Genomic DNA, 24,864 nt, shown 5'->3' with positions numbered 1-24,864 from the left:
GAACCCACCGCGATCCACTCCCACACGCTCGCACCGGCAAAGATCCGGCTTCCCCGCCCTCGCGCCAGACTGATCGAGCGCACTGAACTGGATCGCCGGCTTGGCGAGGCGCTGATCCGTCAGAGCCTGGTGCTCCTCGTCGCGCCGGCCGGCTTCGGCAAGACGGTGGCCTTGTCGCGCCAGCTGCAGCGGCTGCCGCCGGGCCACGCCGTCGCATGGGTGACCGCCGACGCCGACGACGACCTGCCGCGCCTGCTGTTGTGCCTGATCGAGGCGCTGGAGCCCTACGACCTGCCCTGGCGCATCGCGTCGGAGGCGCTGGCAGCGCTGGCCGCGAAGGAAGACGGCCCGCGCAGCGCGGCCAGGATGCTGCTGGACACGCTGGCTGCGACGGACGTCCAGCGCGGCCTTATCGCACTGGACGACCTGCATGCGGTGTCGGACCCACGCGTGTTCGCCTTCCTCGACGCCCTGCTCGAAGGTCTCCCGATCAACTGGACTCTGGTGATTGCCACGCGCACGGATCCGCCGCTGGCTCTGGCGCGCCTGCGCGTACGCCGTGAGCTGGCCGAGTTCCGCCAGGATGTGCTGAGCTTTTCAATGGAGGAAGTTCGCAGCTTGCGGCAATCCATCACAGGAACCGATGACCCGCAGGTGGTCCGAGGCCTCTACGAGCGCACCGAGGGATGGCCGGCCGGCGTATGGCTGAGCGTGGATGCGACTGCCGGGCCCGGCGGGGTCGATCGGATCGGCGCCAGGCAGAGCAGGCGGCACCTTTTCGACTATCTGGCCAGCGAGGTTCTCGAGCAGATGCCGGAGGAGCTGCGCACCTTCCTGCTGCGCTGCTCGGTGCTGCCGGAGCTGACCGCTGGCCGCTGCGCCGCCGTGAGCGGCAGCCCGCGCGCGGCCGAGTTGTTGGAGGACGTCGAGCGAGGAGGGCTGTTCGTCTCGGTGCTCCAGGGCGGGGAGCCCATCCTGCGGTTGCATGATCTGTTCCGCGACTTCCTGGATGAGAAGCTCAGGCAGCAACTGCCACAGGAGGTGCCGCAGCTGTTGAGGCGCGCGGCGGAGTCCGAGCGAGATCCTGTGCGCCGGGTGAACCTCTGGATGCGCGCCGGAGACTGGCCGCAAGCCGAGCAGGTCCTGGCAGACCTTGCGCCTGCGTTCCTGACCGCAGGCGACAGCGCCCAGGTGGTGCGGCTCATCGAGCAGTTCCCGCAGCACAGGCGGGACGCATCGCCGGAGCTGGCCTATGCGAGCGGCTTGTGCGCCTGGCAGGAGTTCGAAGATCCCTCCGTCGTGAAGTGGATGGGCCAGGCGGCGCCGGGTCTGGAAAGGCTCGGCCGGCCCGGCGAGGCGCAGGAAGCACGACTCCTGGGGGCGATCTCGCTGCTTTTCATGGGGAGGCTCGAGGAAGCGAAGGCCCAGGCGGGGGCGGTTCCTGCCGAGCCCGCCACGCGGGAAGCGGCCGTGCAGGTCGAGCTCTTCGAGCATTGGCGCAGCGCGATTTACGGCCCATCGACCGGACCGGCCGACCATCTGGACAGGATGACGGATCTGCTGGCCCACGATGCGCCTGCGCATCTCTGGCACCGCTGCATGCCGCGGATGTACATGATGATCGGCCGGGCCGGCACGGCAGGCCCGATGCGGCGTTTCGTGGAAGGAGCGCTCACGGCCGCCCGCGATGGCAGCGAGCCACTGCAGGCAGCGGCCACCGTGCTCGCCACCTGGCTTGCCATGTGGCGGGGCGATCGCGAGGCGGCCCGCACGGCCATCGAGCAATTGCAGGAGCAGAGCCGATGGCTCGGCCAGCCGCGCAGCCTGTCCGTCCCTTTGCTGGCCGCGGTGGTGGTCTTCCAAGTCATGAGCGGAGACAAGGAAGCCGTGCGCACCGGGTGCGAGGCCCTTTTGTCCAACGCGGCTGCGCCGACGCTCCACGCGGATTGGAAAACGAACGTCATCGCGTGGTCGGGACGCCAGTCGGCCGCCGCGGACGACTGGGCGCGTGTGCGCCAGGCGCTGCGCGATCTGGGAGGACTCGGCGGCACCACTGCGTTCCCGAAGCTCAGCATGCGGGCGCTGGAGGCCCGGCACGCGCTGCACGAGGGGCGGAACGAGGATGCGCTGCGAGCCCTGCGCAGTGTCGTCGAGGGCTCGGCCGACGTGGACCGTGTCGGCTTCGATGCGTTCGTGCGTGCGTGCGTGCCTGGCGGTGGCCGAATTGCGAGCCGGCTCACCGCCGGCAGCGCGGAGAGCGCTGGCCCCTTGGGTCGATGCCACGGGTGCGGCGAGCGACGCGGGCGGCGCGCTGCTCTGCGGGCCGGCAGTGCTGGAGGAGTTGGCGCGCGCGCAGGGACTGCGAAGCGCTGCAGGATCTGGCGGTTCTCGACGCCTGGTCGGAACTGGCAAGGCAATGGCGCGCCGGCGCACCGGAGGAAGACCGCGTCACCGCGGGCGGTGCCAACGGCCCCCTCAGCGCGCGAGAAACCGAAGTCCTGCAGTGCCTCGCTGCCGGGCAAAGCAACAAGCTGATTGCCCGGGCACTGGATCTGAGCCCGCACACCGTCAAGCGCCACGTGGCGCGAATTCTGGACCGGCTCGATCTCTCATCGCGTGGCGAGGCTGCGGCCTGGTATCAGGAGCAGTGTCGTGCTTGACGTGCCTATCGCCCTGCACGCTCCGACGCTCGCACCGGCAAAGATCCGGCTTCCTCGCCCTCGCACCAGCCTGATCGAGCGCAGTGGGCTGGATCGCAGGCTCGGCGAGGCCCTGATCCGACGGAGCCTGGTGCTCCTCGTCGCGCCGGCCGGCTTCGGCAAGTCGGTGGCCTTGATGCGCCAGCTGCAAGCACTGCCGCCGGACCACGCCGTCGCGTGGGTGACCGCCGATGCCGACGACGACCTGCCGCGCCTGCTGCTGTGCCTGGTCGAGGCGCTGGAGCCCTACGACCTGCCCTGGCGCATGGCGCCGGAGGCCTTGGCAGAGCAAGCGGCCCAGAAGGGAGGGCTGCGCGAAGCCGTAGAGGTGCTGCGCGCCGCACTGGCCGCAACTGCCGTCGAGCGCGGCGTCATTGCCCTGGACGACCTGCATGCCATCTCGGACGTGCAGGTATTCGAGTTCCTCCGACTGTTGCTCCACAGCCTGCCGGACAAGTGGACCCTGGCCATCGCAAGCCGAACCGAGCCGCCGCTGGACCTGGCGCGCCTGCGCGGCCGGCGCGAAATGGCCGAGTTTCGGCACGCCGAGCTAAGTTTCTCGTTGCAGGAGGTGGAGCAACTGTCGCGCATGGCGACTGGCCAGGACGATCCTGCGGTCGCCCGCAGTCTGCATGAACGTACCCAAGGATGGCCCGCCGGGCTGAGCCTAAGCCTGGACACAGCCATCGGCAGGCAGCCCGAAGTCCCGTCGAGGCCGGCGAGCCAGAAGCTCAGTCGCCGTCACATGTTCGAATACCTGGCCGAAGAGGTTCTGACGCGGATGCCGGATGAGTTGCGCGAATTCCTGCTGCGTTGCTCGGTGCTGCCCGAACTCAGCGCGGAGCGCTGCGCGGCGCTCAGTGCCCAGCCGCAGCCGCGCGCTGCTGAACTGATCGAGGAGATCGAACGGCGGGGGTTGTTCGTTGCAGTGCTTGACGGCGAGACGCTCACACTGCGCCTGCATGACCTCTTTCGCGATTTTCTAGAGGAGCAATTGCGCAGGCGCTATCCCGACGAAGTGCCGTTGCTCCTGCGCCGTGCTGCCGAGGTCGAGGTCGATCCGGCGCGCAAGGTCGCGCTGTTGCTTCGAGCCGGCGCCTGGGCTGCGGCCGAGCACGCTGTGGTCGACGCAGTTGACGTCGCGCTGGCGTTTGGCCGGATTGCGCAGGCGAAGCGCCTGATCGATCAGTTTCCGGCGCAGCTGCGCGAGCAGTCGGCCAACCTGGCATTCGCTCGCGGCCTATGCGCCTGGCACGACGCCGACAGTATCGGTCAGCGGGACGCCATGCAGGTTGCTGCCGCTCAGTTCGATGTGCTCGGCCAACCGAAGCAGGCGCTGTGGGCCAGGGCGCTTGCGGACCTCGGCCTGATGTCGTCGGGCGATGTGAACGAAGCCCTCGACCTGTCAGTGCGCATTCGGCCTTCTCCCGCAGACCTGGAGGGCAGGTTGCCAATCGCGCTTTTTGACCATTGGTACAGCGGCTACTATGGTCCTGCTGAAGGCCCGGGTCAGCATCTGCGTACGATCGTCGACTGCTTGTTGAGCAGCCCTGATGCGGCACTTTGGTACCGCTGCATGCCTCGAGTGAGTCTGTTCCTCGGTCGGCCCGGCGTTTGCGCTCAGTTGCATCGGCTGACCGAGGCCGCCAAGATCGTCGCGGGCGAAGAGCATCCTTCGCTCAGGGCGTCCGTTAACCTGATCGAGATGGTGCAACTGCTGTGGCAAGGCAACGTCCCTGCCGCCGAAGCGGCATTGGGGCGGACCTTCGAAGACAGCCGATGGCTGGGTCAGCCGGACAGCCTGCGTGGTCCCTTGCTGATCTACAAAGCGCAGATCGACCTGATTCGCGACGATCGCGAGGCTTTCGAGGCGAGTCGCCAGGCGATCCTGGCGCATGCACACGCGCTCGCGCCTGGTGGCAGGCTGGTCGGGCTTTTCCTTCCCACCATCATCAGGATGTCTGCCGCGGCGGAAGATTGGGATACCGTGCGGAAAACCTTGGCCATGCTGGAAGGGCACCCGGTGCGCCGTCTACCGAGTCTCGAGCTCTACTTTGAAACCTTTGATGCGCAGCTTGCCTTGGCCGAGGGGCGAGGAGAGGAAGCATTGACCCTCCTGCGCAAGTTGCACGAGCCGTCGCGCCAAAGGGATATCTTCACGCTCCACGCGACGGTATGCACCCGCCTCGCACTGGCTGAGCTCAGATATGGAACGCCACGCGCGGCATGGGGAGCCATCGCAACGATGGTGGAGCGCATATCGGCGAGCGGCGAGATTGGAGAAGTATTAATGCCTGGGGTGGATGCGCTCACGCAGCTGTCCAAAGCCGACTGGGGCCAGGCAGCGCCGGCCGAAGGCATTGCAATGCTGCAGAGGTGGGCCGAGCTCGGCCGCCTGTATGGCATGCATGACACGTCGGATCGCGACAATATCCATGCATCGCGGCTGAGTGGGCGCGAATTCGAAGTAATGGCGCTGGTGGCTGCGGGTCAGAGCAACAAGGTGATCGCCCGCGCACTCGACCTGAGCCCGCACACCGTCAAGCGTCATGTGGCGCGCATCCTCGACAGGCTCGATCTGTCCTCGCGAGGCGAAGCCGCGGCCTGGTATGCGAAGAACCTCGCCGGCCGCGGTTCAACGAGCGCCTGAACAGCCCTACGCCTTTGGCAACAGCACCGCCCGCTGCAACTCCGCCGTCTCGCGCAGGAACTGCCACACCGCCTGCATCCGCGCCAGGTGCTTGTTCTCCGCCGGCATCGACATCCAGAAGGTGCGCGTGAAATTGGCCTCGCCGGGCAGCACGGTGCGCAGCCGCGGATCGCGCTCGGCAAGAAAGGCGGGCAGCACTGCGATGCCGGCGCCGGCCGCAGTCGCCTGGTGCTGCGCCAGGATGCTGGTGCTGCGCAGCGCGAAGGCATCGGGGCGGTACAGCTCGTCGAGGTACTGCAATTCCTTGCTGAAGAGCAGGTCGTCCACGTAGCTGATGAAGGTGTGGCCGCGCAGGTCCTCGCGCGAGGCGATGCGCGGATGGGCGTCCAGGTAGTCGGCCGAGGCGTAGAGGCGCAGCACGTAGTCGGTCAGCTTGCTCACCACCACCGGGCCGCGCGCCGGCCGCTCCAGCGAAATCACGATGTCGGCCTCGCGCCGCGACAGGTGCACCAGCCGCGGCATCGCCAGCAGGTCGATCACCAGCTTGGGATGCTGCTGCGCAAAGCGCGCCAGCTGCGGCGCCAGCACCATGGTGCCGAAGCCCTCGGTGGCGCCGATGCGCACCAGGCCCGAGAGGCCCGCCTGCGCGGCCGGCGCCGCGCTTTCCACGGCGAGAAGGGCCCCCTCCATCGCCTCTACTTGCGGCTGCAGCCGCCGGCCTGCCTCGGTCAGGCGATGGCCGCCGGCTTCGCGCGCGAAGAGGGCGGTGCCGATCTCCTTTTCCAGCGCATGGATGCGGCGCGCCACCGTCGTGTGATCGACCTCCAGCCGGCGCGCCGCGCTCACCAGCGTGCCGGAGCGCGCCAGCTCCAGGAAAAAGCGCAGGTTGTCCCAGTCCATGCGTTGCAATTATGCAGATCATGAGTGCGTATTTGTCTATTGCCATGGCAAAAGTGCAAAGCTAGCATCGGTCGCTGAAGCCTTTACTCAGGAGACAAATCCATGGATGCCACCACCACGCCCGCGACCCAGGTCGCCACCGTCAAGCTCTTGATCGGCGGCAAGTTCGTCGAGTCGAAGACCAGCGAATGGCGCGACATCGTCAACCCCGCCACGCAGGAGGTCCTGGCGCGCGTGCCCTTCGCGACGCAGGCCGAGGTCGATGCCGCCGTGGCCTCGGCCCAGGACGCCTTCAAGACCTGGCGCAAGACCGCCATCGGCGCCCGTGCGCGCATCTTCCTCAAGTACCAGCAGCTCATCCGCGAGCACATGGGCGAGCTGGCCGCCATCCTCACCGCCGAGCAGGGCAAGACGCTGCCCGACGCCGAGGGCGACGTGTTCCGCGGCCTCGAGGTGGTCGAGCACGCGTCGAACATCGGCAACCTGCAGCTGGGCGAGCTGGCCAACAACGTGGCCGGCGGCGTCGACACCTACACGCTGCTGCAGCCGCTCGGCGTGTGCGCGGGCATCACGCCTTTCAACTTCCCCGCCATGATCCCGCTGTGGATGTTCCCGATGGCCATCGTCACCGGCAACACCTTCGTGCTGAAGCCCTCCGAGCAGGACCCGATGGTGACCATGCGCCTTTGCGAGTTGGCCCTGGAAGCCGGCATCCCGCCGGGCGTGCTGAACGTGGTGCACGGCGGCGAGGCCGTGGTCAACGCGATCTGCGACCACAAGGACATCAAGGCGATCTCCTTCGTCGGCTCGACCAAGGTCGGCACCCATGTCTACAACCGCGCCACGCTGGCCGGCAAGCGCGTGCAATGCATGATGGGCGCGAAGAACCACGCCATCGTCATGCCCGATGCGCACAAGGACCAGTCGCTCAACGCGCTGGTCGGCGCGAGCTTCGGCGCGGCGGGGCAGCGCTGCATGGCGGTGTCGGTCGCGGTGCTGGTGGGCGATGCGCGCAAGTGGGTTCCGGACCTGGTCGAGAAGGCCAAGTCGCTCAAGATCGGCGCCGGCATCGACAAGGGCGTGGACGTCGGCCCGCTGGTGTCGTGTGCGGCTTATGAGCGCGTCACCGGCCTGATCGAGCGCGGCGTGGCCGACGGCGCCACGCTGGAGCTCGACGGCCGCAAGCCCACGGTGCCCGGCTACGACAAGGGCAACTTCGTCGGCCCGACCATCTTCTCCGGCGTGAAGCCGGGCATGACCATCTACGACCAGGAAATCTTCGGCCCGGTGCTGTGCGTGGCGGGCGCGGAGAGCATCGACGAGGCGATCGAGATGATCAACGCCAACCCGAACGGCAACGGCACCGCGATCTTCACTCAGTCGGGCGCCGCGGCGCGCCGCTTCCAGGAAGACATCGACGTCGGCCAGGTGGGCATCAACGTGCCGATCCCGGTGCCGGTGCCGATGTTCTCCTTCACCGGCTCGCGCGGCTCCAAGCTGGGCGACCTCGGCCCCTACGGCAAGCAGGTCATCATGTTCTACACGCAGACCAAGACCGTGACGGCGCGCTGGTTCGACGATGCCACCGCCCATGGCCTGAACACCACCATCAGCCTCAAGTAATCTCGGCTGCATGGACTTCGAACTTTCCGAGGAGCAGCGCGCCTTCGCCCAGACTGCGCGCGAGTTCGCGCTCGCGGAATTCGCCCCGCATGCCGCGCAGTGGGATGCGGAAGGCATCTTCCCGAAAGAGGCCATCGCGAAGGCCGGCGAGCTGGGCTTCTGCGGCCTCTATGCGCCCGAGAGCATCGAGGGCCTGGCGCTGCCGCGCCTCGATGCCACGCTGGTGTTCGAGGAGATGGCCGCGGTCGATCCGTCGACCACCGCCTTCATCACCATCCACAACATGGCGACCTGGATGCTGGGCACCTGGGGCGGTGCAGCGGTGCGCGAGCCCTGGGGCGCGGACCTCACCAGCGGGCGCAAGCTGGCGTCCTACTGCCTGACGGAGCCGGGTGCCGGGTCGGATGCCGGCTCGCTCAAAACGCGGGCCGAGCTGAAGGGCGGCGAGTACGTCATCAACGGCGGCAAGGCCTTCATCTCCGGCGCCGGCTCGACCGACGTGCTGGTGCTGATGGCACGCACCGGCGGCGGCGGCGCGGGCGGCATCTCGGCCTTCGCGCTGCCGGCCGATGCGCCCGGCATCAGCTACGGCAAGAAGGAGCACAAGATGGGCTGGAACAGCCAGCCCACGCGCACCATCAATTTCGACAACGTGCGCATCCCGGCCGAAAACCTGCTGGGCAGCGAAGGCGAGGGCTTCCGCATTGCGATGAAGGGGCTGGACGGCGGCCGCATCAACATCGCGACCTGCTCGGTGGGCGCGGCGCAGGGCGCGCTCGATGCCGCGCGGCGCTACCTGCACGAGCGCCAGCAGTTCGGCAAGCCGCTCGCGAGCTTCCAGGCCCTGCAGTTCAAGCTGGCCGACATGGCGACCGAATTGGTGGCCGCGCGCCAGATGGTGCGGCTGGCGGCGAGCAAGCTCGATGCGGGCCACGCCGACGCCAGCACCTATTGCGCGATGGCCAAGCGCTTCGCGACCGATGCCGGCTTCAACGTCTGCAACGATGCGCTGCAGCTGCACGGCGGCTACGGCTACCTGAGCGAATTCCCGCTGGAGCGGCTGGTGCGCGATGCACGCGTGCATCAGATCCTCGAAGGCACCAACGAAATCATGCGCGTGATCGTTGCGCGCAAGCTGCTGGAGGGCGACAGCGACATCCGCTGAGCCTGCTTTCCCGACTCGACACCCCATGACCGACCCTGTAGTTCTCTTCGAAGAAATCAAGACCGCCGGCGGCAAGCGCTTCGGCGTCGCCACCCTCAACGCACCGGCCTCGCTCAACGCGCTGTCGGTGGCGATGGTGCGCCTGCTCACGCCGAAGCTGCGCGAATGGGCAGAGGACCCGTCCGTGGCCGGCGTAGTGCTCCAGGCCGCGGGCGAGAAGGCCTTCTGCGCCGGCGGCGACCTGCGGCAGCTCTACCAGACGCTGCTGGCCTGCGGCCCGGCACGCAACACCTATGCGGAGGACTTCTTCCGCGAAGAGTACGAGCTCGACTACCTGATCCACACCTTCCCCAAGCCCCTGCTGTGCTGGGGCCACGGCATCGTGATGGGCGGGGGCGTGGGCGTGATGGCGGGCGCCTCGCACCGGGTCGTGACGCTGCAGAGCCGGGTGGCGATGCCGGAAATCAACATCGGCCTCTACCCCGACGTCGGCGGCAGCTGGTTCCTGCGGCGCATGCCTGGGCGCGTGGGTGTGTTCCTGGCACTGACCGCGGCGCCGCTCAACGCCGCCGATGCGATCTTCTGCGGCCTGGCCGACCTCGTGGTGCCGCAGGAGCGCAAGCCGCAGGTGCTGAAGGCAATCGCGGCCGCAGCCTGGAGCGGCGAGCTCGCGGCCGACCGTGCCACGCTGTCGCGCCTGCTGGCCGAGGCGGGCCAGGGCGCCGAGCGGCAGCCGTCGAAGGTGCGCGAGCATTTCGACACCATCAACGAATTGATGGCGGGCGACGACCTGCTGGACATCGCGAAGCGCCTGCGCGCGCTGAGGTCGGAAGACCCCTGGCTGCAGACCGCCGCCCAGACCTTCGCCAAGGGCGCGCCAAGCACTGCGGCCATGTCCTTTGCGCTGTGGCAGCGCGTCAAGCACATGTCGCTGGCGGAGGTATTCCGCCTCGAGTACTGGACTTCGCTGGGCTTCTGCGCGCACAAGGACTTTGCCGAGGGCATCCGCGCGCTGCTGATCGAGAAGGACCGCAATCCGAAATGGAACCCGGCCACGCTCGAGGAGATCACGCCGGAATTCGTCGAGGACCACCTGCGTCCGCGCGGCGAGATGCCGCAAGCGCTGGCCCGGCTGGCCTGACCCCGCCCTGCATACGCATTCACCAGAAAGAAGTAGGAGTAGGAATGCCAGTCACCCAGCACCCCCTCCGCAGATCCGTACGTGCGGAGCTACCGCATACGGCTCCTGCCTTGGGTCGTGACGATCAGACGCTGGTTCGGGTAAGGGTGGCAGATGGTCGGAACAGGCAGCCAGTGCGCCATCAAGCGATACATGCGTCGCCAAGGCAGGTCGTGGCTCTGGCTGCGGCGGCACAACGTGCGGTGCCACAACCCGACGACCTGGAAGCGGAATGCCCTCAGCCGCGCGCCGTTGCACGGCACGCCGAAGTAGCGCGCATGCCCAGTCACCACCGCCCGCAGGTACTGGCCCTGCTCCGGGATGGGTTGGTGCATGCGCCTTCTGAGTTCGAGCTTGACCACCTGCAGTTTGGCTCGCAGGCGTTTGGCACTGGTGAGTCGCAGGACCATGAAGTGGCCCTTCCTCGTCGTCCCGCAGCAATGCGTGAACCCCAGGAAGTCGAAGGTCTGCGGCTTGCCTTGTCCCTTGCGGCGTCGGTTCTCGCGGGCGAAGCGCCCGAACTCGATCAGCCGCGTCTTCTCGGGGTGCAGCTTCAGCCCGAACTGGCCCAGCCGCTCGGCCACCGCGCGCTGGAAGCGCTCGGCATCGTCGCGGAACTGGAACCCGGCAACCCAATCGTCGGCGTAGCGCACGACGATCACGTCGCCTCGGGCATGGCGCCCCCTCCACTGCTTGACCCACAGGTCGAACGCATAGTGCAGGTAGATGTTGGCCAGCAGCGGGCTGATGCTCCCACCCTGAACCGTACCCAACTCACTTTGCGTCAGCCTGCCGTCTTCCAGCACGCCCGCGTGCAGCCATTTCTTGATCAGCCGCACCACGCGCGCGTCAGCCACGCGGTGTTCGATGAACTTCACCAGCCAGTCCCTTTCGATCGTGTCGAAGAACTTGGCTATGTCCGCATCGAGTATCCAGTTCACTCGTCTGCTGCTCACACCTACCGCCACGGCATCCAGCGCGTTGTGCGCGCTCTTGCCGGGCCTGAAGCCGTAGCTGAACCCGAGGAAGTCCTGCTCGTAGATGGCGTTCAACACTTCGACCGTGGCGCGCTGCACGAGCTTGTCCTCCAGCGCCGGCACGCCCAGCGGGCGCTTGCTGCCGTCGGCCTTGTCGATGTACACCCTCTTGACAGGCTGGGGCCGGTAGCCCCCTCGGGCCAGCCGCTCGGACAGTTCCAGGAGGTTGCCCTCCAGGTCCTGCCCGTACGTCTGCCAGGTCTGGCCGTCCACCCCGGCGGCCGCATCGCGCTTGAGCGCAAGGTAGGCCGCCCGCAGGCGCTCGACCGCGTAGATGTGATGCAGCAGTCCAGTGAACCTCGCACCACGACGGCCCTTTGCCGTCTGTCGTATGCCATCGAGCGCGGTTCCCATGTCATAGACCCGCACCGATCTGCGGGACATGCGCGCCGCGATGGCATTGCCCTTGGCCTGCCGCCTTCCCTCCACCGCCTCCGCCGCCGCAGGGGCTTCCCCCGCGGCCTTGTTCGGCAGCTTCTTCGGTACTACGCAGCAGTCCGACTTCCCGCGCCCGTGGCTCATCGTCGTACGCCCTTGGGCTTCACGATGCGCTCTGCGCCAGGCGCTTCCCAGCGCTGCGCAGAAGGACGCGGGATCTCCCGGTTCCCGTGCGAGGTGTTTCCGCGCGTGCGCGGGGTCTCTGACCGCGCGGGGTCCGATGCCGCCTCGCCAAAGCGGCAGCATCGGTGTGGCCTTCGGCTTTCTCCGACAACCTCGGCACCCCGGACCACCCGCAGCTCTCGCCGCGGGGCATGTATTACGCGGCTCGATACCCGGCCCGCGCGTACCCCTGTCAACGCTTCGCCCACACCCTCACGAATGTGTACGCATGACTCGGGGCCGCCGTAGCTGGCTAAGCCTTCAACGTATGACTCTTTCATTCACAACACCTCGCCGGTTTTGACCGGCGCACCGGAGACAAGCATGAAGATCGCATTCATCGGCGTGGGCCACATGGGTGGCCCCATGGCCCTCAACCTGCACAAGGCCGGCCACGTGCTCAGCGCCTTCGACCTCTCGGCCGAGGCCTGCAAGAAGCTCGCTGCCGAAGGCGTTCCCATCGCCGCGTCCGCGGCCGATACGCTGGCCGGCGCCGAGGTGGTGATCAGCATGCTGCCCGCGAGCCAGCATGTGGAGTCGCTCTATTTCGGCAGCGAGGGCCAGCCGGGGCTGCTGGAGCGCATTGCGCCCGGCACGCTCGTGATCGACAGCAGCACCATCGCCGCGGCGACCTCGCGCAAGCTGGCGCAGGCCGGCGCGAAGCGCGGCGTGGCGGTGATCGACGCGCCCGTCTCCGGCGGCACCGGCGGCGCGATCGCGGGCACGCTGACCTTCATGGTCGGGGGCGCCGCGGCCGACCTCGAGCGCGCGCGCCCGGTGCTGGAGAAGATGGGCGCCAACATCTTCCACGCCGGCGAGGCCGGCGCGGGCCAGATCGCCAAGATCTGCAACAACATGCTGCTCGGCATCCTGATGATCGGCACCTCGGAAGCCATCGCGCTGGGCGTGGCCAACGGGCTGGACCCCAAGGTGCTGTCGGAGATCATGCGCCGCAGCTCGGGCGGCAACTGGGCGCTCGAGAAGTACAACCCGCTGCCGGGCGTGATGGAGAACGCACCGGCTTCCAAGGGCTATGCCGGTGGCTTCGGCACGGACCTGATGCTCAAGGACCTGGGCCTGGCGCAGGAGAACGCCGCGGCAGTGCGCGCTTCGACGCCGCTGGGCGGTCTGGCGCGCAACCTGTATGCGGCGCACAGCCTGGCGGGGCACGGGGTGCTGGATTTCTCGAGCGTGATCAAGCTGGTGCAGAAGGCCGGCTGAGCGCCAACAATTGCACGCAGCCTGACTGTTACCTGCGCGCCGCGGCGCCCAGGCGGCTTTGCGCGCGGTGGATTGCCTACGATCCGGCATCCCCCGACCGCGCAACCGCCGCATGAAGCATTTCCATCGACTTCTTCGCTCGAAGGGCCGCCTGGCCCTCGTCCTCGTTCTTGCCCTGGCTGCGCTCGCCGCCGCGGCCGTGTTTCTCCATCTGAACGACAGCTCGCCGACTCGCCGGCTCGATGGGCCGGCGCATGAGATGCGCCATGCGCCGGAAGCCTGGACCGCCGTCGAGAAGGACGGTTCCGACCTGTTGCGCGACCTGCGTACCGGCCAGGTCGGCGCCGTGGGTCTTGCGCCCAACGCGCTGCTCGTCTCCACCACCGCGGGCGAGCGCTACTTCGTGGTCGACGGGCGCGGCTCCTTTGCTGCCGTGGCCGTCGCCCAGGCCAAGGAAGGCGGCGCGCACCCGTTCCAGCTCGTCGTGCTGCCGGACAGCACCGTGGGCGCGCCTGCCGCGGACAACCGCACGCTCACGACCGCGCGCGACCTGGCCGGCATCCTCCTGCCCCTTTTGCTGGTTGCGTTCGTGGTCTACACGATGCGCGATTCGATCGGCGGCGGCGCGAAGCTGGTCGAGGCGCCGACCGGCGTCGGCTTCGACGAGGTCATCGGCGCGGGCGAGGCCAAGCACGCGCTGCAGGACATCGTCGACTACCTGAAGGACCCCGGCCGCTACCGGGCGATCGGGGCGCGCGCCCCGTGCGGCGTGCTCATGCTCGGCGGCCCCGGCGTGGGCAAGACCTTGCTGGCGAAGGCGCTGGCCGGGGAATGTGGCGCGCGCTTCATCGCCACCAACGGCAGCGAGTTCACCTCGAAGTTCTATGGCGTCGGCGTCCAGAAGGTCAAGAAGCTCTTCGAGACCGCACGCAAGAATGCGCCCTGCATCCTGTTCATCGACGAGCTGGACGGCATCTCCAAGCGCACCTCGGCGGGCGCGGGGCCTGCCGAGTCGGAAAGCAACCGCATCATCAACCAGCTGCTGGTCGAGATGGACGGTTTCGAGGCCAACGAAGGCGTCATCGTGGTCGGTGCGACCAACCTGGAGGAGCACATCGACGAAGCTCTGCTGCGCGAAGGCCGCTTCGACCGCCGCGTCCACGTCAAGCTGCCGGACGTGCGCGACCGCTCTGCGATCTTCAGGCTGTACGCGGGCAAGCTGCGCACCGAAGGCGCGATCGACCACGAGCAGCTCGCCCGGCTGACCACCGGCTTGTCGCCTGCCACCATCGCCCACATCGTCAACCATGCGGCGCTCGTGGCCGCGCGCGCGGACAGCCGTACCGTCACGATGAGCCATCTGATGGAAGCCATCGAGACCACGCGCATCGGCGAGCTCAACGGCGCGCAGCGAGCGCTCGGCGAGCGCGAGCGCCGCTACATCGCGGTGCACGAAGCCGGCCATGCGCTGGTCTCGGCGGTGCTGGGCTACGGCAAGGTGGAGAAGGTCACCATCCTGCCGCGCGGCGGTGCGCTGGGCGTCACGCTCGTCACGCAGGAGGAGGACCAGACGCTGGTGCTCAAGAGCGACATGGAAAAGCACATTCAGATGCTGCTGGGCGGGCGCAACGCGGAGCTGGCCGTCTTCGACGAGGCGTCGAGCGGGGCCAGCCAGGACCTGCAGCAGGCGTCCAAGCTGGCGCTCGACATGGTGGGGCGCTACGGCTTCGGGCAGGACGGCACGCTTTTCAGCATCGGCGCGCTCCCGGCGCAGCATGCCTCCCGGCAGATCTCGGCAGCGGTGCGCCAGGCCAATCAGCTGCTCGAGGCGCTGAACCTCCAGTGCCAGCAGCTCATGCGCGCGCATCGCCGCGCACTGGATGCGCTGACCGACGAGCTGCTGGCCCACGAGACGGTGTCGGGCGAGCGGGTGCTGGAGCTGGTCGGGCAACGCGCGCCGGTGGCGCTGGTCGCCTGAGGGCGCTCACAACAGCTTGATCCCCGGCAGGCTCTTGAAGCAGCTCTCCCGCGTGATCCTCACGAAGTCCTCCAGCCAGGGCCGAGCCGAGGTCGATGCGGTGCAGGCCATGTGCAGCTCGCCCGTGAGTCCCTTCTTGCCCACCGGCCGGGCCGTGACGTAGCCGCGGTCCAGGTAGTTCTGCACCGCCCACAGCGGCAGGGCCGCGATGCCGCGGCCGCTGGCCACCAGCTGCAGCATCGCGACCGTGAGTTCGGTGGTGCGCCGCTGCGCGGGCTCGACGCCGGCCGGTGCCAGCACCTGGCGCACGATGTCGAGCATCTCGTCGGGCACGGGGTAGGTGATCAGCGTCTGGTCGGCGAAATGGCGCGCCGTCAGGTAGGGCTTGGCCGCCAGCGGATGCTCGTTGGCCACCAGCGCCATGATCTCGAAGCGGAACAGCGGGTGGTAGTCCACCGTCTCCGCGGCATCCTGCTCGGAGACGATGGCCACCTCGGCGCGCTTCTGCAGCACCAGCGCGATCGGGTCCGGGTGGAAGCCCGAGACGATGTCCAGTTCGATCTCCGGCCAGCGGGTGCGGAAGGCGTCCATGGCGGGCATCAGCCAGTCGAAGCAGGTGTGGCACTCGACCACGATGCGCAGCTGGCCGGCGCCGCCTTGCGCCAGCCGCGACAGGTCGCGCTCCGCTTCCTCGACCAGCGGCAGCGCGGCGTCGGCCAGCTGCAGCAGGCGCAGACCGGCGCCACTGAACTGGGGTGGCACGGACTTGCGCTCGAACAGGGCCGCCTCGTAGCGCTCCTCGAGCAGCTTGATCTGGTGCGACAGCGCCGACTGCGTGAGGTTGAGCAGCTGGGCCGCGCGCACCAGGCTGCCGGTGTCGCGCAGCGCGACCAGGGTGCGCAGGTGGCGGATCTCGAGGATGGACTGGGCCATGAATAAAATTCAAGTTGAACGGCAAAAGCTTTCGTTTGAATCATAGTGCAGGAAGCCCGACCATCGGGGGATGACACGCATCCACACCCTCGGTTTCCCGCGCATGGGCGCGCAGCGCGAACTCAAGTTCGCCCTCGAACAACACTGGCGCGGCGAGATCGACCGCGAGGCCCTCGAAGCGGCCGGCCGCGATCTGCGTCGACGCCACTGGCAGGCCCAGCGCGACGTCGGCCTGGACTTCGTGACCGTGGGCGACTTCGCCTTCTACGACCACGTGGCCAACCACATCCAGCTGCTGGGCTGCGAGCCGGCGCGCTTCGACTTCAAGGGCGACGAGCCCGAGCTCTCGCGCTACTTCACGATGGCGCGCGGCGTCGCGGCCGAGGTGCACGACCACCCCGGCTGCGCCCATGGCGGGCACGGCCGCTTCGCGCTGGAGATGACCAAGTGGTTCGACACCAATTACCACTACCTGGTGCCGGAGTTCTCGCCGCATACGCGCTTCGGCCTGGCGTCGGTCCGGCTCTTCGACGAGGTGGCAGAGGCGCAGAAGGCCGGCCACGCGGTCAAGGCCGTGCTGCTCGGGCCGTTGAGCTTTCTCTGGCTGGGCAAGGAGAAGCAAGCCGGCTTCGACCGCTTCAGCCTGCTCGAATCCCTGTTGCCGGTCTACGAGCAGGTGTTGGCGCGCCTGAAGGCGCAGGGCGTCGAATGGGTGCAGATCGACGAGCCCATCCTGGGCCTGGACCTGCCTGAACCCTGGCGCCATGCCTTCGAGCGCGTCTACTGGCAGCTTGCGCGCAACGCGCCGAAGCTGCTGCTGTCCACGTATTTCTCGCCGCTCGCGGACAACCTGCGCCTGGCCTGCCAGCTGCCGGTGGCCGGCCTGCACGTCGATGCGGTGCGCGCGCCCGAGGAGCTCACCGGCGTGGCCGACTGGCTGCCGGCGCACAAGGTGCTGTCGGTCGGCATCGTCGACGGCCGCAATATCTGGCGCACCGACCCCGATGCCGCGCTCGCGCGCCTGCGGCCGGTCGCCGCCAAGCACCGGGGCGAGCTGTGGATCGCACCTTCCTGCTCGCTGCTGCATGTGCCCTTCAGCCTGGCGGCGGAGAAGCAGCTCGATGCCGAGCTGAAGTCGTGGCTGGCCTTCGCGGTCGAGAAGCTGGGCGAGCTGCGCGTGCTGCGCGCCGCGCTCGACGGCGAGGAGGAGGGCGTCGCAGAGGCGCTCGCATCCGCCCGTGCTGCAGTCGCGGCGCGCCGCGCCAGCCCGCGCGTGCATCGCGCGGAGGTGGCCTTGCGCCTCGCGCGCCGCGTGGCCGGCGACGATCGCCGCGCTTCACCCTTCGCCGAGCGCCAAGCTGTGCAGCGGGTGCGCTTCGCGCTGCCGCCGCTGCCCACCACCACCATCGGCTCCTTCCCGCAGACGGCGCAGATCCGCGCCGCGCGCGCCGCCTTCAAGCGCAGCGAGCTCGATGCGGCGGGCTACCGCGAGAAGATGCGCGCCGAGATCGCGCTCGCAGTGCGCAAGCAGGAAGCGCTCGACATCGATGTGCTGGTGCACGGCGAGGCCGAGCGCAACGACATGGTCGAGTACTTCGGCGAGCAGCTGGACGGCTTCGCCTTCACCGCCAACGGCTGGGTGCAGTCCTACGGCTCGCGCTGCGTCAAGCCGCCCATCATCTTCGGCGATGTCGCGCGCCCGGCGCCGATGACGGTCGAGTGGACCGCCTATGCGCAAAGCCTCACGCCGCGGCCGATGAAGGGCATGCTGACCGGGCCCGTCACCATCCTCCAATGGTCCTTCGTGCGCGACGACCAGCCGCGCAGCGTCACCACCGAGCAGATCGCGTGGGCGATCCGCGACGAGGTGGTCGACCTGGAGCGTGCCGGCATCGGCATCATCCAGATCGACGAGCCGGCCATCCGCGAGGGCCTGCCGCTGCGCCGGGCCGGCTGGAAGGCCTACCTGGAGGGAGCCACCCGCGCCTTCCGCATCAGCGCCTCGGGCGTGGGCGACCGCACGCAGATCCACACCCACATGTGCTATTCGGAGTTCAACGACATCCTGCCCGAGATCGCGGCCATGGATGCCGACGTGATCACCATCGAGACCAGCCGTTCCGACATGGAGCTGCTGCGCGGCTTCGGCGACTTCGAATACCCCAACGAGATCGGCCCCGGCGTCTACGACATCCATTCGCCGCGCGTGCCGGCGGTCGAGGAGATGGTGCGCCTCATGCGCAAGGCCGCGGCGGTGGTGCCGCCGTCGAAGCTGTGGGTCAACCCGGACTGCGGCCTGAAGACGCGCGGATGGGCCGAGACCGAGGCGGCGCTGGTGAACATGGTGGCGGCGGCGAAGCTGTTGCGGCAGGAGCTGGCGCTCGGCACTTGATACGCGCGGCAATGCAGGTGCGCGCGCCGCGGAAGGCGGTCTGCGGTCCGGGCTCATACTGGGGCGGTCGTCGCTACGCGCCGACTCCGCTCCGGTGCTCGCCTGGGGGCGGCGCCGCAGAACTCGTTGCGTTCACTTCGTTCACTGCACTCAAACAGGTGCGGCGAGCTAGAAAACGAAGCGCGCCTGTCCTTCGGCAGGCGCGCCCGCCCCCAGACTGCGCTCCTCGCCGCCCCAGAAATCGCCCGGTCCGCAGACCACCTTCCGCGGAGGAGGCGTTGGGGATGTTCTGAATACCGAACCCGCTCTCGCTCCAGCGTTCGCGGTGTTGGGTGGTTGGTGTTTGAGAAACCGGCACAACGCATCCCGCAAAGGCGCCCACGGGTGCGCTGCGGCGCGCCTCTGTGGCGCCGAGAAGCGCAGCGCAGCCGGCCGGCACGCCTGCCGAAGGACAGGCGTGCTTCGTGATCTAGCTTGCCGCAGCTGTTTGAGCATAGTGAACGAAGTGAACGGCGCGAGTTCTGCGGCAGGCCGGCTGCGCGAGCATCGCAGGGGAGTCGGCGCGCAGCGACGACCGCCACAGTGGCGCGCCGCAGCGCACCCGTGGGCGCCTTTGCAGTGCGCAGGCACATGAACGTTTCTCGATTTTCTTGCTCGCGAACTGATACGAGTCAGCGCGATGGTCCGCCCCTGCGCTGCCTTGCGATTGCACTTTCGGCAGTGGCCTCCTTCATCGCTTCGATGCTGACGGGCTTCGCGACGCGCCCAGCAAACCGCCCCTTCATGGCCAACCCGGCGGGATGCGTCTGCGCCACCGCATACGGCGTGAACCGGCTCTGGTTCTCGTCCACATCCAGCGGCCGCCCCAGGAAGGGAAAGGCACGCTGCGGGCAGGCCGCGCGCTCGCAGACCTTGCAGCCCATGCCGATGGGCGTGGGCACCTCCGGGTCGCGCAGGTCCAGGCCCTTGGCGTACACCAGCCGCGGCGCGTGGCTGATGTCGCAGCCCAGGCCGATGGAGAAGGTCTTGCCGGGCGAGCCCCAGCCGCCGTGCCCGCGCGAGACCGTGCGGGCGATCCACAAATAGGCGCGGCCGTCGGGCATGCGCGCCAGCTGCGTCAGGATGCGGCCGGGCTGCGCGAAGGCCTCGTACACGTTCCACAGCGGGCAGGTGCCGCCGGTCTTCGAGAAGTGGAAGTGCGTGGCCGACTGGCGCTTGGAGATGTTGCCGGCCCGGTCGACGCGGATGAAGAAGAAAGGCACGCCGCGCGCCTCGGGCCGCTGCAGGGTGCTCAGGCGGTGGCAGATGGTCTCGAAGCCCACCCCGAAGCGGCGCGCCAGCTGGTCGATGTCGTAGCGCAGCGCCTCGGCCGCGGCAAGGAAGGGGCCGTAGGGCAGGAGCAGGGCGCCGGCGAAGTAGTTGGCCAGGCCGATGCGGCCGAGCGCGCGCGCCGCGTCGCTCGTGAAGGACGCCTTCTCCACCAGCGCCTGCAGCTGCGCATCCATCTCGAGGAAGGCCAGCTGCGTCGCCATCTGGAAGGCGTACTGCCCCGGCTCCAGATCAGGCGACAGCCGCAGCACGCGGGTAGCGGAGTCGTAACGCCGCTGGTCCTGCGGTGCATCGCCTTCCATCGGCACCACGCGCACGCCGTGCTGCTCCAGCAGGCGCTGCGCCAGCCGGTCGCCGGGGTTGCCTTCGCGCAGCCGCCACGCCGCGGCCAGCGCCTCGGCGGCATCGTCGAGCGGGGCGATGTGGTTCTGCTGCGCGAAGAAGAAGTCGCGCACCTCCTCGAAGGGCATGGGCGGCAGGCGGGCCAGCTCCTCGCGGCCGTCGCCCAGCGCGGATGCGATGGTCAAGATGCGCTCCAGCGCCTCGCGATGCCGCCGGTGCAGCGCCACCAGGCTGCGGCCGACGACCGGCATCTGCGTCGCGAGCTCGCGCAACTCGGCCATCGACACCGATTCGCCGCCCGGGTTGTCGGCCAGCGCCTCGCGCAGAGTCGCGACCAGCCGCGCCTCCTCGTCGTCCGAGAAGGCCTGCACGTCCACCCCCAGGGTGGCGCTGATGCGCAGCAGCACCGCCACCGTCAGCGGCCGCTGGTTCTGCTCGATCTGGTTCAGGTAGCTGGGCGACAGGCCCAGCTGTTGCGCCAGCGCCACCTGGCTCAGGTTGCGCTCCTCGCGCAGGCGGCGCAGGCGCACGCCCATGAAGGTCTTCTTCATCGTCGGTGATTCGCAAAATTCGCAAACTGCGTTCGCACCATTCACAATGCTTCGCTATTTCAGTCCTTCATTATGGAATCGAATTTGCGTAGATTGCGAAGCATGACGCAAGCATCTCCTGCAACCGGCTTCAAGCCGAAGAAATCCGTGGCGCTCTCGGGCGTCGCGGCCGGCAACACCGCGCTGTGCACCGTGGGCCGCACCGGCAACGACCTGCACTACCGCGGCTACGACATCCTCGACATCGGCGAGGTCTGCGAGTTCGAGGAGGTCGCTCACCTGCTGGTGCATGGCAGGCTGCCGACCGCGGCGGAACTGCGCGCCTACAAGGCGAAGCTCAGGGCCTTGCGCGGGCTGCCGGCCAGCGTGAAAGAGGCGCTGGAGCACCTGCCCGCGAGCGCGCATCCGATGGACGTGATGCGCACCGGTGTCTCCGCGCTGGGCTGCGTGCTGCCGGAGAAGGACGACCATGGCACGCCCGGCGCTCGCGACATCGCGGACCGCCTGATGGCTTCGCTCGGCTCGGTGCTGCTCTACTGGTTCCACTGGTCCACGCAAGGCCGGCGCATCGAGGTCGAGACGGAGGACGACTCGATCGGCGCACACTTCCTGCACCTGCTGCACGGCAAGCCGCCCTCGGCCGGCTGGGAGCGGGCGATGCACACCTCGCTCAACCTCTATGCCGAGCACGAGTTCAACGCCTCGACCTTCACCGCACGGGTCGTCGCGGGCACGGGCTCGGACGTGTACTCGGCCATCACCGGCGCCATCGGCGCGCTGCGCGGGCCCAAGCATGGCGGTGCCAACGAAGTGGCCTTCGAGGTCCAGAAGCGCTACGACACGCCCGACGAGGCCGAGGCCGACATCCGCCGCCGGGTCGAGGCGAAGGAGGTGGTGATCGGCTTCGGCCACCCCGTCTACACGGTGGCCGATCCGCGCAACGAGGTGATCAAGCGGGTGGCGAAGAGGCTGTCGCAGGAAGCCGGCACGACGCGCATGTTCGACATCGCCGAGCGGCTGGAGAAGGTGATGTGGGAGGCCAAGCGGATGTTCCCCAACCTCGACTGGTTCAGCGCCGTCAGCTACCACATGATGGGCGTGCCCACCGCGATGTTCACGCCGCTGTTCGTGATCGCGCGCACCAGCGGCTGGGCCGCGCACATCATCGAGCAGCGCATCGACAACAGGATCATCCGCCCGAGCGCCAACTACGTGGGGCCGGAGGATCTGCGCTTCGTTCCCATCGCGGAACGCGTTTGAACATGAAGAAGGAAACCATGTCCGCATCCATCAGCAACATCCGCCCGCCCTTCGACCAGCCCTTGGTCGACATCGTCGACTACGTGCTCGGCTACGAGATCCGCAGCGAGCTGGCCTACGAGACCGCCCGCAACTGCCTGATCGACACCCTGGGCTGCGGCCTGGAGGCGCTCGAGTACCCGGCCTGCACCAAGCTGCTGGGCCCGGTCGTGCCCGGCACGGTGGTGCCCCACGGCGCGAAGGTGCCCGGCACTTCCTACCAGCTCGACCCGGTGCAGGCCGCCTTCAACATCGGCGCCATGATCCGCTGGCTAGACTTCAACGACACCTGGCTCGCCGCCGAATGGGGCCACCCCAGCGACAACCTGGGCGGCATCCTCGCGGTGGCCGACTGGCTCAGCCGCAACGCGGTGGCCGCCGGCAGGAAGCCCCTGGCGATGAAGGCGGTGCTCGCCGCCATGATCAAGGCACACGAGATCCAAGGCTGCATCGCGCTGGAGAACAGCTTCAACCGGGTGGGGCTCGACCACGTGGTGTTGGTCAAGGTGGCCTCGACCGCGGTGGTGGCGCAGCTGCTGGGCCTCACGCGCGAGGAGATCCTCAACGCCGTCTCGCTGGCCTGGGTCGACGGGCAGTCGCTGCGCACCTACCGCCATGTACCCAACACCGGCAGCCGCAAGAGCTGGGCCGCCGGCGATGCGACCAGTCGCGCGGTGCGCCTGGCGCTGATCGCGAAGTCCGGCGAGATGGGTTACCCCAGCGTGCTCACGGCCAAGGGCTGGGGCTTCTATGACGTGCTGTTCAAGGGGCAGCCCTTCCGCTTCCAGCGGCCCTACGGCTCCTACGTGATGGAGCACGTGCTGTTCAAGATCAGCTTCCCGGCCGAGTTCCACAGCCAGACGGCGGTGGCGGCCGCGATGCATCTGCATGCGCAGCTGAAGGCGGCCGGCCGCACGGCGGCAGACATCGAGCGCGTGACCATCCGCACCCACGAGGCCTGCATCCGCATCATCGACAAGAAGGGCCCGCTGAACAACCCGGCCGACCGCGACCACTGCATCCAGTACATGGTGGCGCTGCCGCTGCTCTTCGGCCGGCTCACGGCGAGCGACTATGAAGACGCGGTGGCGGCCGACCCGCGCATCGACGCGCTGCGCGAGCGAATCGTCTGCGTGGAAGACCCGCAGTTCACCCGCGACTACCACGACCCCGACAAGCGCAGCATTGCGAATGCGCTGACCGTCGCGTTCAAGGACGGCACGAAGCTGGAAGAGCTGGTGGTCGACTATCCCATCGGCCACAAGCGCCGCCGGGAGGAGGGCATCCCCTTGCTGGAGGCCAAGTTCCGCACCAACCTCGCGCGCCGCTTCGCGAAGAAGCAGCAGGAGGCCATCCTCGCCGTGTCGCTCGACCAGCGCGCGCTGGAAGCGATGCCGGTGCACGAGTACGTCGACCTCTACGTCATCTGAGCTGCGCCGCCAGCAGCATCGCGCGGATGTCCTTCTTGAGCACCTTGCCCACCTTGGAGCGCGGGAGCTCGGGCCAGATCTCGATCTGCTTGGGCGCCTTCACGCTGCCCAGGCGGGCCTTGACGAAGGACTGGATGGCCTCGGCCTCGCAGCTGCGGCCGGCATGGAGCTGCAGCACCGCGACCACGCGCTCGCCCCATTTCTCGTCGGGCAGGCCGACCACGGCGCTGTCCTGCACGTCGGGATGGGCGAGCAGGGCCTGCTCGACTTCCACTGAGTAGATATTGAAGCCGCCGCTGATGATCATGTCCTTGGCGCGGTCCACGATGTAGAGAAAGCCGTCGGCGTCGAGCAAGCCGATGTCGCCGGTGTGGTGCCAGCCGTGGCGCGAGGCCTCCTCGGTGGCCTTCGGGTCCTTGTAGTAGCCCATCATCACCAGCGAGCCTCGCACCACGATCTCGCCGCTTTCGCCGGTGGGCAGCAGGCGGCCGTCGGCGTCCATGATGCCCACCTGCACCAGCGGGCCGGGGCGGCCGGCGGAGGCGAGGCGCCGGCGGGCGACGGAGCCGTCGGCGTTGAAATGCTCCTTCGGCGCCATCATCGACACCATCATCGGCGCCTCGGTCTGGCCGAAAAGCTGTGCCATCACGGGGCCGATCTTGTGCAGCGCCTCCTCGAGCCGGGCTGCCGCGATGGGCGCCGCGCCGTACCAGAAGCACTGCAGCGAGTCGAGCCGCGTGTGCTCCAGCTGCGGATGCTGCAGAAGCATGTAGATCAGCGTGGGCGGCAGGAAGGTGTGGGTGATGCGGTGCTGCTCGATGAGGTGCAGGAACTCGCCCAGGTCGGGCCTGGGCATGATCACCACGCACCCGCCCAGCGCCATCACCGGCAAACACAGCACACCGGCCGCATGGGTGAGCGGGGCCAGCGCGAGGTAGGCGGGGCGGCCTTCGAAGGGATAGCCCATCAGCGTCAGTGCCGACATGCTCTCCAGGTTGCGGCCCGAGAGCATCACGCCCTTGGGGCTGCCGGTGGTGCCGCCGGTGCCGGCGATCATCGCGAGGTCGTCGATGGCGGGCACGTCGAGCGGCGCCTCGTCCACGCCGGCCAGGCACTGGTCCAGCGAAGGTGCGAAGGGCAGGGCCTGGTCCAGGCACACCAGCGCCCGGAGCTTGGGCAGCTCGGGCCGGATCTGTGCGACCAGCGGCGCATAGGCACTGTGGAACAGCAGGCCTTCGCAGTCGAAGGCATCGAGCACGAAGCGGTTCTCCGCAGCCTCGTTGCGCGGGTTGATGGGGCACCACACCGCAGCCGCGCGCGAGATGCCGAACACGCAGGAGAAAGGAACCGGGTCATTGCCCGAGAGCACCGCCACCTTGGCTCCGGGGCGGATGCCGAAGCCCTGCAGCACGCGGGCCACGCGATGGCTCAGCGACTGGACCTGCGCATAAGACAGGTCCTTGTCGCCCATGCGCATGCAGGGGGCCTGCGCTCCCAGCATGGCCCCCTTGTCGAGATAGTCGATGAGGCGCATC

15 protein-coding genes are annotated in these 24,864 nt (G+C 68.4%); 10 read left to right on the top strand and 5 right to left on the bottom strand.

Annotation, left to right across the window (positions count from 1 at the left end):
- The first annotated feature begins 219 nt into the window (after positions 1 to 219).
- Positions 220 to 2,535, top strand: coding sequence for a hypothetical protein (locus GXN78_RS41495; protein ID WP_239142951.1), 2,316 nt, complete (start codon positions 220 to 222; stop codon positions 2,533 to 2,535).
- A gap of 117 nt (positions 2,536 to 2,652) precedes the next feature.
- Entirely contained in the window at positions 2,653 to 5,349 is a 2,697-nt protein-coding gene (locus tag GXN78_RS28065) for a LuxR C-terminal-related transcriptional regulator (RefSeq protein ID WP_106560686.1), read from the top strand.
- A 6-nt stretch (positions 5,350 to 5,355) separates the two neighbouring features.
- Here the strand turns inward: GXN78_RS28065 and GXN78_RS28060 are convergent, their stop codons facing one another.
- Complete coding sequence (locus GXN78_RS28060; RefSeq protein WP_106560687.1) at positions 5,356 to 6,249, bottom strand: LysR family transcriptional regulator; 894 nt, start codon at positions 6,247 to 6,249, stop codon at positions 5,356 to 5,358.
- A 102-nt stretch (positions 6,250 to 6,351) separates the two neighbouring features.
- Between GXN78_RS28060 and GXN78_RS28055 the strand changes: the two genes are divergently transcribed.
- The 3 genes from GXN78_RS28055 to GXN78_RS28045 are packed head-to-tail and all read left to right on the top strand — an operon-like array spanning position 6,352 to position 10,178.
- A complete protein-coding gene (locus tag GXN78_RS28055) occupies positions 6,352 to 7,872 on the top strand; it encodes a CoA-acylating methylmalonate-semialdehyde dehydrogenase (RefSeq protein ID WP_106560688.1) in 1,521 nt (506 codons plus the stop codon).
- Between the two features lie 10 nt (positions 7,873 to 7,882).
- Positions 7,883 to 9,037 (top strand): acyl-CoA dehydrogenase family protein, encoded by a 1,155-nt coding sequence (locus tag GXN78_RS28050; RefSeq protein WP_106560689.1) that lies wholly within the window; start codon positions 7,883 to 7,885, stop codon positions 9,035 to 9,037.
- A 25-nt stretch (positions 9,038 to 9,062) separates the two neighbouring features.
- The gene (locus GXN78_RS28045) at positions 9,063 to 10,178 is read left to right on the top strand and encodes an enoyl-CoA hydratase/isomerase family protein (RefSeq protein WP_106560690.1); all 1,116 of its coding nucleotides are present in this window, start codon (positions 9,063 to 9,065) and stop codon (positions 10,176 to 10,178) included.
- A gap of 89 nt (positions 10,179 to 10,267) precedes the next feature.
- Here GXN78_RS28045 and ltrA read toward each other — a convergent pair whose 3' ends face one another.
- Positions 10,268 to 11,776 (bottom strand): group II intron reverse transcriptase/maturase, encoded by a 1,509-nt coding sequence (gene ltrA, locus GXN78_RS28040; RefSeq protein WP_164255457.1) that lies wholly within the window; start codon positions 11,774 to 11,776, stop codon positions 10,268 to 10,270.
- A gap of 402 nt (positions 11,777 to 12,178) precedes the next feature.
- Here ltrA and mmsB point away from each other — a divergent pair, with 402 nt between their 5' ends.
- Positions 12,179 to 13,075 carry a 3-hydroxyisobutyrate dehydrogenase gene (gene mmsB / locus GXN78_RS28035; RefSeq protein ID WP_106554613.1) on the top strand — a complete coding sequence of 299 codons (897 nt, stop codon included), beginning with the start codon at positions 12,179 to 12,181 and terminating at the stop codon, positions 13,073 to 13,075.
- Positions 13,076 to 13,187: 112 nt separating this feature from the next.
- Entirely contained in the window at positions 13,188 to 15,053 is a 1,866-nt protein-coding gene (locus tag GXN78_RS28030; protein WP_106554614.1) for an AAA family ATPase, read from the top strand.
- 6 nt (positions 15,054 to 15,059) lie between these two features.
- Here GXN78_RS28030 and GXN78_RS28025 read toward each other — a convergent pair whose 3' ends face one another.
- Positions 15,060 to 15,986, bottom strand: coding sequence for a LysR family transcriptional regulator (locus tag GXN78_RS28025; RefSeq protein WP_106554615.1), 927 nt, complete (start codon positions 15,984 to 15,986; stop codon positions 15,060 to 15,062).
- A gap of 70 nt (positions 15,987 to 16,056) precedes the next feature.
- Here GXN78_RS28025 and metE point away from each other — a divergent pair, with 70 nt between their 5' ends.
- Positions 16,057 to 18,378, top strand: a complete 2,322-nt coding sequence (metE, locus tag GXN78_RS28020) for a 5-methyltetrahydropteroyltriglutamate--homocysteine S-methyltransferase (RefSeq protein ID WP_106554616.1) — start codon at positions 16,057 to 16,059, stop codon at positions 18,376 to 18,378.
- Between the two features lie 671 nt (positions 18,379 to 19,049).
- Here metE and GXN78_RS28015 read toward each other — a convergent pair.
- Positions 19,050 to 20,600 (bottom strand): short-chain fatty acyl-CoA regulator family protein, encoded by a 1,551-nt coding sequence (locus GXN78_RS28015; RefSeq protein ID WP_106554617.1) that lies wholly within the window; start codon positions 20,598 to 20,600, stop codon positions 19,050 to 19,052.
- A gap of 102 nt (positions 20,601 to 20,702) precedes the next feature.
- On the opposite strand from GXN78_RS28015, the gene prpC reads away from it, so the two are divergent.
- Both prpC and GXN78_RS28005 read left to right on the top strand, forming a co-directional pair.
- Positions 20,703 to 21,860 (top strand): 2-methylcitrate synthase, encoded by a 1,158-nt coding sequence (prpC, locus tag GXN78_RS28010; RefSeq protein ID WP_106554618.1) that lies wholly within the window; start codon positions 20,703 to 20,705, stop codon positions 21,858 to 21,860.
- Positions 21,861 to 21,877: 17 nt separating this feature from the next.
- Positions 21,878 to 23,329 (top strand): bifunctional 2-methylcitrate dehydratase/aconitate hydratase, encoded by a 1,452-nt coding sequence (locus GXN78_RS28005; protein WP_106554762.1) that lies wholly within the window; start codon positions 21,878 to 21,880, stop codon positions 23,327 to 23,329.
- Here the strand turns inward: GXN78_RS28005 and GXN78_RS28000 are convergent.
- On the bottom strand, positions 23,322 to 24,863 hold the full coding sequence (locus GXN78_RS28000) for an AMP-binding protein (protein WP_106554619.1): 1,542 nt from the start codon (positions 24,861 to 24,863) through the stop codon (positions 23,322 to 23,324). The two genes, GXN78_RS28005 and GXN78_RS28000, sit on opposite strands and share 8 nt — an antisense overlap.
- Position 24,864 lies beyond the last annotated feature (1 nt).

The organism is Variovorax sp. WS11 (assembly GCF_010499245.1).
Classification (GTDB): Bacteria; Pseudomonadota; Gammaproteobacteria; order Burkholderiales; family Burkholderiaceae_C; genus Variovorax.
Note: the sequence above shows the minus strand (reverse complement) of the source record. Positions and strands in the feature narration are given on the sequence as shown.